General features: G+C 33.1%; 9 protein-coding genes. 4 read left to right on the top strand and 5 right to left on the bottom strand.

Annotated elements, in window-relative coordinates; translation table 11 throughout:
* Both ACHZC3_RS09935 and rnpA read left to right on the top strand, forming a co-directional pair.
* The coding region (locus tag ACHZC3_RS09935; RefSeq protein ID WP_394759710.1) for an OmpA family protein at positions 1-1,003 on the top strand (1,003 nt) is incomplete at its 5' end.
* 140 nt (positions 1,004-1,143) lie between these two features.
* A complete protein-coding gene (gene rnpA / locus ACHZC3_RS09940; protein ID WP_394759711.1) occupies positions 1,144-1,527 on the top strand; it encodes a ribonuclease P protein component in 384 nt (127 codons plus the stop codon).
* 21 nt (positions 1,528-1,548) lie between these two features.
* Here rnpA and sufD read toward each other — a convergent pair whose 3' ends face one another.
* From sufD to ACHZC3_RS09965, 5 genes are all read right to left on the bottom strand, one after another.
* On the bottom strand, positions 1,549-2,865 hold the full coding sequence (gene sufD / locus ACHZC3_RS09945) for a Fe-S cluster assembly protein SufD (protein WP_394759712.1): 1,317 nt from the start codon (positions 2,863-2,865) through the stop codon (positions 1,549-1,551).
* 1 nt (position 2,866) lies between these two features.
* Positions 2,867-3,616, bottom strand: coding sequence for a Fe-S cluster assembly ATPase SufC (gene sufC, locus ACHZC3_RS09950; protein ID WP_394759719.1), 750 nt, complete (start codon positions 3,614-3,616; stop codon positions 2,867-2,869).
* Positions 3,617-3,625: 9 nt separating this feature from the next.
* Positions 3,626-4,114: a flavodoxin family protein gene (locus ACHZC3_RS09955; protein ID WP_394759713.1), complete on the bottom strand. Its 489-nt coding sequence runs from the start codon at positions 4,112-4,114 to the stop codon at positions 3,626-3,628.
* A 7-nt stretch (positions 4,115-4,121) separates the two neighbouring features.
* Positions 4,122-5,570, bottom strand: coding sequence for a Fe-S cluster assembly protein SufB (gene sufB, locus ACHZC3_RS09960; RefSeq protein WP_394759714.1), 1,449 nt, complete (start codon positions 5,568-5,570; stop codon positions 4,122-4,124).
* 82 nt (positions 5,571-5,652) lie between these two features.
* A complete protein-coding gene (locus tag ACHZC3_RS09965) occupies positions 5,653-5,982 on the bottom strand; it encodes a HesB/IscA family protein (RefSeq protein ID WP_394759715.1) in 330 nt (109 codons plus the stop codon).
* Positions 5,983-6,143: 161 nt separating this feature from the next.
* On the opposite strand from ACHZC3_RS09965, the gene ACHZC3_RS09970 reads away from it, so the two are divergent.
* Both ACHZC3_RS09970 and ACHZC3_RS09975 read left to right on the top strand, forming a co-directional pair.
* Complete coding sequence (locus ACHZC3_RS09970; protein ID WP_394759716.1) at positions 6,144-7,004, top strand: MBL fold metallo-hydrolase; 861 nt, start codon at positions 6,144-6,146, stop codon at positions 7,002-7,004.
* Between the two features lie 70 nt (positions 7,005-7,074).
* Positions 7,075-8,373 (top strand): S8 family serine peptidase (locus tag ACHZC3_RS09975; protein ID WP_394759717.1); only part of this gene is annotated, 1,299 nt, incomplete at its 3' end.

Consider the following 8,373-nt stretch of genomic DNA (forward strand, 5'->3'; position numbering starts at 1 on the left):
CTTTATTTCGGATATGCCAGGAACGCTAGGAAAAACAGATGTTTGGAAAGTTAGTGTAAATGAAGACGGGAGTTTCGGTAAGCCAGAAAATTTAGGAGATAATGTAAATACTGAAGGAAACGAATTATCATCGTTTATTGCGGATGATAATACATTATATTTTGCTTCAAACGGAAGAACTGGTCTTGGAGGTCTTGATGTTTTTGCTGTTGATTTGAATAAAAACACTGAACCAATTAATCTTGGAAAACCAATTAATACAGAGAAAGACGATTTCGGATTTACTTATAATCAAACACAAAAAGTAGGATTTTTATCAAGTAACCGGGACGGAGGTCAAGGAAGTGACGATATTTATTTAGCTTTACCAGTTTGTTTGGTAGATTTAGTTGCAACTGTTCATGATAAAAAAACAGGAGCGCTTTTATCTAACACAACAATTACAGTTGTAGATGAAAAGAAAAATGTTGTAGCAAATGGAGTTTCAAATGATATGGGTAAAGCTAACTTTAACCTAGAATGCGACAAAGCTTATTTTCTTAATGTAGATAAAGACGGATATACAAGCGATGTTTTCACAATGGAGAAATCCAAAGGAGGAGAAGTTGCTATGAATACTGATTTAGCTCCAATTGAAGCTATTGTAACAGAAACTGAAGTAATTCTAAACGAAATTAAGTTTGAGTTTAACAAAAGCAACATTACACAACAAGGGGCTTTAGAATTAGATAAATTAGTAGCAGTGATGAATCAGTATCCAGAAATGGTAATCTTTGCTAAATCGCACACCGATTCACGTGGTGATGACAGTTATAACTTAGGTTTGTCTGTACGTAGAGCAAAATCAACAGTTCAATATGTTATTTCTAAAGGTATTGTTGCCGAAAGAATTTCTGGACAAGGTTTTGGAGAAACTGAACCAAAAGAAAACTGTGGTAAAGATTGTACTGAAGAACAACATGCTGAGAATAGACGTTCTGAGTTTATGATTGTTAAGAAATAAGAAGCATTCTGAAAATAGACATAAAGAAGAATCCCGAAGCAAATATTGTATTTGTTTCGGGATTCTTTAATTTAAATAAAAAAATGTTTTAAAACAATCATAAAATTTAACTTCGTATTTTTGCTTTTTTATAATTGTTGATGAACTACACTTATCCAAAGACTGAAAAGCTAAAAAGCAAGAATACTATCGATTTACTATTTTCTGAAGGAAAATCAGTATCTAAATATCCTTTGCGATTAGTTTATGTTCCAATTACTTTAGAAAATGAAGAACAACTAAAAATGGGTGTTTCGGTTTCTAAAAAATACTTCAAAAAAGCTGTAGATAGAAATTATTTTAAACGTGTTTTGCGAGAAACATATCGTTTAAACAAACAATTACTTCTAGATAATCTTGACACTAAATCGTATGCTTTTATGTTTTTTTATCAAAGCAAAGACAGGTTATCTTACCAAGAAATTAATGAGAAAACGATTCAGCTGTTTAAAAAATTTATCGCTACTGAAAAAGAAGCTAAATAATAAAAATTAGTTGCCTCTTTTTTACAAATCAAATCCCATTTTCACACCTAATTTATCGGCAATGATTCGAGAAATTTTGCTTCTTAGTTCTGGTATTTTGATACTTCCTGTCACTTCGCTTGTAAAAGCATACATCAATAACGCTTTAGCTTCTTTTTTAGGAATTCCGCGCTGTTGCATGTAAAACATTGCGTTTTCATCTAGCTGTCCGATTGTACAACCATGAGAACATTTTACATCATCTGCAAAAATTTCTAGTTGTGGTTTTGCATTAATTGTGGCTTTGTCGCTCAATAAAATGTTGTTATTTTTTTGGAAAGCATCGGTTTTTTGTGCTTCTTTTTCTACAAAAATCTTGCCGTTAAAAACTCCTGTCGATGACCCGTCAAGAATGGTTTTGTAATTCTGATGACTTTCGCAGTTTGGCGTAGCGTGTTGTACTAAAGTATAATGATCTACATGTTGCTTATCGCCAATAATTGTAACACCTTTCAACGTAGAATCGATTCTTTCACCTTGATGATAAAAATTCAGGTTGTTTCTTGTAATGTTACCGCCAAAAGAAAAAGTATGAACAGATACGTTACTTTCTTGTTTTTGAGCGATGTAAGTATTGTCAATCAAATTGGCATTTTGCACATCATTTTGCACTTTGTAATAATCGACAATAGCACGTTTTTGAGCAAAAATTTCGGTAACTGAATTCGTTAATACCGGATTCTCATTCAAACTTTGATGACGTTCTATAATTTGCACGTGGGCGTTTTCGCCAACAATGATTAAGTTACGTGGTTGAACCATCAAGGCAGCTTCTGAACCTGTGGAAAAATAAATAATTTCGATAGGCTTTTCGACCACTTTACTTTTAGGAATATTTATATAAGCACCCTCGCTAGCAAAAGCTGTATTTAAGGAAGTCAAACTTTCTTCTTTACTGGCTATTTTGTTAAAATATTCGTCGATGTACATTTTATATTTCGGCTTGTTTAATGCCGATGACATTAAGCAAACATCCAAACCATCATGTGTAGTTGAAGATAAAAAAGAACTAAATATCCCATCGATAAACACTACTTTAAAGGTGTCTATTTCGTGAAGAAAATATTTTTTTACTTCTTTAAATTCAATAGAATTTTCTTTTTTAGGAAATACGCTAAAATCATTTTTCAAAATGGTATTTAACGAGGTGTATTTCCAAGATTCTTCTTTTTTAGTTGGGAATCCTTTACTTTCAAAATTCTTTATAGCCTGACTACGCACATCGTGAAGCTCTTGATGAAAATCTATTTTTTCTTCAAAAGCCATAAATGACGATAATAATTTTTCTTTCAATTCCATGTTAGTTAACTTCTTGTTTTAACCAATCGTATCCTTTTTCTTCTAATTCTAATGCCAATTCTTTTCCGCCAGATTTTACAATTTTTCCATCGTGAAGAACGTGTACAAAATCAGGAACGATATACTCTAACAAACGTTGGTAATGCGTAATTACGATTACTGCATTGTCTTTGCTTTTTAGTTTGTTTACTCCGTTTGCTACAATACGCAAGGCATCGATATCAAGTCCAGAATCGGTTTCGTCAAGGATGGCTAATTTTGGTTCAAGCATAGCCATTTGAAAAATCTCGTTACGTTTCTTTTCTCCTCCAGAAAATCCTTCGTTAAGGGAACGAGATAAGAATTTACGATCTATTTCTAATAATTCTGATTTTTCACGAATAAGTTTCAACATTTCGTTAGCTGGCATATCTTCTTGACCTCTAGCTTTTCTAGACTCATTGATGGCCGTTTTCATGAAATTTGTAACTGAAACTCCCGGAATTTCTACAGGATACTGGAAAGACAAGAAAACTCCTTTGTGTGCTCTTTCTTCTGGAGCTAATTCAGAAATATCTTCGCCTTCTAATAATATTTCACCATTAGTTACTGTGTAATTTTCGTTTCCAGCAATGATAGAGGATAAGGTGCTTTTTCCAGCTCCATTTGGCCCCATAATTGCATGAACTTCTCCAGCTCTTACTTCAAGGTTTATTCCTTTTAATATTTTTTTGTCTTCAATCGAAGCGTGTAAATTTTTTATTGATAACATCATATCGTTTTATATAAAATCTAATTCTATTTTATCTGTATCTGTAAATTGGTCTGCGTTGTAATGTTTGTCTCCAAGATAGTTCATCCCTAAATATTCGGCCGATTTCTTAAACGGAATATAAAAATCAAAATCTATTTCATTGTCATGCGAATTGGATAATACCGCTACTTTTTTTCCACGAAGTAATCTTCCTGTTTCTTTTTCTATCCGAATTAAATCCGAAAGTCTATCAAAAAACACTTTCATAACACCGCTCATACTATACCAATACACTGGAGTTGCAAAAACTAAAGTGTCATATTTTTCTATTATCGATTTAATAAGCGGCAAGAAATCATCCTCTCTGTTTTTACTTTCGTAATCATAATAAGATATTTGATAGTTATTCAAATTAACCACATCAAAATCATGTTGAGAAGCAATTGCATCAACTATTTTGGTTGTATTTCCGTTGTTTCGTGAAGATCCAACTATAATTACTTTCTTATTTTCCATTTCTTGATTACCCAACACTTCCTTCTAACGAAATCTCTAACAACTTCTGAGCTTCCACAGCAAATTCCATTGGTAATTTATTTAAAACCTCTTTACTAAAACCGTTTACAATTAGTGCAATGGCTTTTTCAGTCGGAATTCCTCGTTGGTTGCAATAAAAAACTTGGTCTTCGCCAATTTTACTTGTCGTTGCTTCGTGCTCTATTTTGGCCGATGTATTTTTACTTTCGATGTACGGAAATGTATTGGCACTGCAATTATTTCCCATTAATAGTGAGTCACATTGAGAAAAGTTACGAGCATTATCGGCATTAGCACCTACTCGAACCAATCCGCGATAACTATTATGTGATTTTCCAGCAGAAATTCCTTTAGAAATAATGGTCGATTTGGTGTTTTTACCAATATGAATCATCTTGGTTCCAGTATCGGCTTGTTGGAAATTATTAGTCACAGCAATTGAGTAAAATTCTCCTATCGAATTATCTCCTTTTAATATACATGATGGATATTTCCAAGTCACTGCAGATCCTGTTTCGACTTGTGTCCAAGAAATTTTTGCGTTTTTTTCACAAATTCCTCTTTTGGTCACAAAATTATAAACACCACCTTTTCCTTCTTTGTTACCTGGATACCAGTTTTGTACGGTCGAATATTTTATCTCAGCATCATCTAGAGCAATTAGCTCGACAACTGCAGCGTGCAATTGGTTTTCGTCACGACTTGGCGCAGTACAACCTTCTAGGTAAGAAACGTAACTTCCTTCATCAGCAATAAGAAGTGTTCTTTCAAATTGTCCAGTACCCGCTTGATTTATCCTGAAATAAGTTGATAATTCCATTGGGCAACGAACACCTTTTGGGATATAACAGAAACTTCCATCAGAGAAAACAGCTGAATTTAATGCCGCATAAAAATTATCTCTTTGCGGTACAACTGTACCTAAATATTTTTGAACTAATTCCGGAAATTCACGAATGGCTTCAGAAATTGGACAAAAAATAATTCCTTTTTCCGACAATGTTTTTTTGAAAGTTGTAGCTACCGAAACTGAATCTACCACAATATCCATTGCGACATTGTTCATCATTTTTTGTTCATCGATAGAAATTCCTAACTTCTTATACATTTCCAATAAATCTGGATCTACATCATCTAATGTTTTGTTTGGATCCACAGCTTTTGGAGCCGAATAATAGGAAATAGCTTGAAAATCTGGTTTTGAATAATGCACATTTGCCCATTCGGGTTCAACCATTTCTTGCCAAGCACGAAAAGCTTCAATACGCCAATCGGTCATCCATTGTGGTTCTTCTTTTTTTAAAGAAATTGCACGCACTATATCTTCATTTAAACCAATAGGAAACGTTTCCGATTCGATATCAGTGTAAAATCCGTACTCGTATTCTTTTGTTTCGAGTTCGATTTTTAAATCGTCTTCTGTGTATTTTGACATTTTTTATTAAGTCTTAAAGTTTGAAAGTCTAAAGTCTTAAAGGCAGAGCGAGTCTTTCGACTTGATGACTTTCGACATTCGACTAAAGAGAAAAACTCTCTCCGCATCCGCAAGTTCTACTTGCATTTGGATTATTAAAAACAAAACCTTTTCCGTTTAATCCTCCAGAAAATTCTAATATTGTTCCTGCTAAATAAAGAAAACTCTTTTTTTCGACAGCTATTTTTATATTATTATCTTCAAAAACTTTATCGTTTTCTCCAATTTGTTTGTCAAATGTTAAATCGTATGATAATCCTGAACAACCACCACTTTTTACGCCCACACGAACGTAGTCATTGGCAGCATCAAAACCATCATCTTTCATCATATCGACAATTTTCTTACTTGCTGTATCTGAAACTTGTATCATGCTTATTTTGATTTTGTCTAAATTAACTGCAAATATAAGTCATAAAATGCTTTTTACAAGGTTTGATAACATTTTTATAACTAATAATACGATAGAAAAAGTTTATTGATAATCCTTTAAAAAGAATCATATTTCTTAAATTGCAGTCTTAAAATAAAAAAATGAAACTTTACCCAATAGAAACTGGCAATTTCAAACTTGACGGAGGCGCTATGTTTGGCGTTGTACCCAAAACCATTTGGAATAAAACCAATCCTGCAGATGAAAATAATCTAATAGATATTGCCGCAAGGTGTCTTTTAATCGAAGATGGAAATCGATTAATTTTGATTGATACTGGAATGGGAAACAAGCAATCGGAGAAATTTTTTGGCTATTATTCTCTTTGGGGTAGCCATTCTATGGATAAATCATTGGCTAAATATGGTTTTTCTCGCGATGATATTACGGATGTTTTTATGACACACCTTCATTTTGATCATTGTGGTGGAAGTGTACAATGGAACAAAGACAAAACTGGTTATGAAGTAGCATTTAAAAACGCAAAATTCTGGACTAACGAAAATCATTGGGAATGGGCAACAAAGCCTAACGCTAGAGAAAAAGCATCTTTCCTTTCAGAAAATATTTTACCAATGCAAGAAAGCGGTCATTTAAATTTTATTAAAAGACATGATGGTGATTTCTTGTCTAAATCCGAATTAGATTTTGGAATTTTTTTTGTAGATGGTCATACCGAAAAAATGATGATTCCACATATTCAATACCAAGATAAAACAATCGTATTTTGTGCAGACTTGATTCCTACTGCAGGACATATACCATTGCCTTATGTTATGGGTTACGACACAAGACCATTGCTAACTTTGCCTGAAAAAGCAAAATTTTTGACTACTGCAGCCGAAAACAATTATTATTTATTTCTAGAACACGACGCACACAACGAAATGATAACTGTCGAGCAAACCGAAAAAGGAATTCGATTGAAAGACATTTTTTCTTGCCAAGAAATACTAACATAATGTTAAAATAAACTAGATTTGTTACAATAATTAAGACTTTTATACCAAAATACATTCAAAAAAATAAGTTATGAGAATAGTAAGATCAATTTTTATTTCTGGAGTAATTGCATTTACACTAGCTAGTTGTAGCGCTCCAAAGGGAATGGTAGGGACTAATCCTGCTAATATTGACAAAATGCCACTGAAGACAACGCCAATTTCTGAAAAAGATTTAAATCGTTGGAGTCATTTAGATTTAGCAAAAGACACTATTCCGGGAATGAGTGTAGATAAAGCTTATGCTGAATTATTAAAAGGAAAAAAAGGAACAAAAATAATTGTTGCAGTTGTAGATTCTGGAGTTGATATTGAACACGAAGATTTAAAATCTGTAGTGTGGACAAATACTAAAGAAATTGCTGGAAACAAAAAAGATGATGATAACAATGGTTTCATTGATGATATACACGGTTGGAATTTTCTTGGAGATGCAGATAACGAGCAGTTAGAAATGACTCGTATTGTTAAAAAAGGGAACGACGGTTCGGCACAATTTCAAGCAGCTTCGGCTGAATTAGAAAAAAATAAGGCAGAATTAGCACCTCAAAAACAACAAGTTGATATGCTTCTCGGAGCCGATAAAGCTGTTAGAACTTTTCTTAAAAAAGATAATTTTACATTAGCAGATGTAAAAGCGATGCAAACTACAGACCCAACTCTGACACAATACAAAGGAATGTTTACTCAAATATTGACTACAACTCCAAAATCTGAGTTTGATAATCAAATGGTTGAATATAAAAATTATGTTTACGATCAATTAAATTATAATTTGAATACTGAATTTGATGGACGTAAAATAGTAGGTGATAATCCAAACGATATTAACGATAAAAAATACGGAAATGCCAATGTTATAGGTCCTAAAAAAGAAGGAGCAAAACACGGAACTCACGTAGCAGGAATTATCGGACAAGTTCGAGATAATAAAAAAGGGGGAGACGGAATCGCGTCTAACAATGTACAAATCATGGCAGTTCGCGCTGTTCCTAACGGAGATGAGTATGACAAGGATATTGCACTTGCCATTCGTTATGCAGTAGATAATGGTGCAAAAGTAATTAATGGAAGTTTTGGAAAAAGCTATTCTCCAAACAGACAATGGGTTTACGATGCTATAAAATATGCTGCGTCTAAAGATGTCTTAATTGTTCACGCGGCAGGAAATAGTTCTGAAGATACGGACATTGAGAATAATTATCCTAATGACTCTATGGATAAAATAAATGAAATTTCTGACAATGTATTAGAAATAGGTGCTTTAAATTATGAATGTGGTACTAGTATTGTTGCAGGATTTTCAAACTTCGGAAATAGGAATGTTGAT

Origin of the sequence: Flavobacterium sp., from assembly GCF_043720215.1 — a bacterium.
Taxonomy (GTDB): Bacteria; Bacteroidota; Bacteroidia; order Flavobacteriales; family Flavobacteriaceae; genus Flavobacterium.

Coding starts and splice junctions, on each gene's coding strand:
- ACHZC3_RS09965 (WP_394759715.1), bottom strand. CDS start 5,982: ATGATACAAGTTTCAGATACAGCAAGTAAGAAAATTGTCGATATGATG.
- sufC (WP_394759719.1), bottom strand. CDS start 3,616: ATGTTATCAATAAAAAATTTACACGCTTCGATTGAAGACAAAAAAATA.
- ACHZC3_RS09955 (WP_394759713.1), bottom strand. CDS start 4,114: ATGGAAAATAAGAAAGTAATTATAGTTGGATCTTCACGAAACAACGGA.
- sufD (WP_394759712.1), bottom strand. CDS start 2,865: ATGGAATTGAAAGAAAAATTATTATCGTCATTTATGGCTTTTGAAGAA.
- rnpA (WP_394759711.1), top strand. CDS start 1,144: ATGAACTACACTTATCCAAAGACTGAAAAGCTAAAAAGCAAGAATACT.
- sufB (WP_394759714.1), bottom strand. CDS start 5,570: ATGTCAAAATACACAGAAGACGATTTAAAAATCGAACTCGAAACAAAA.
- ACHZC3_RS09970 (WP_394759716.1), top strand. CDS start 6,144: ATGAAACTTTACCCAATAGAAACTGGCAATTTCAAACTTGACGGAGGC.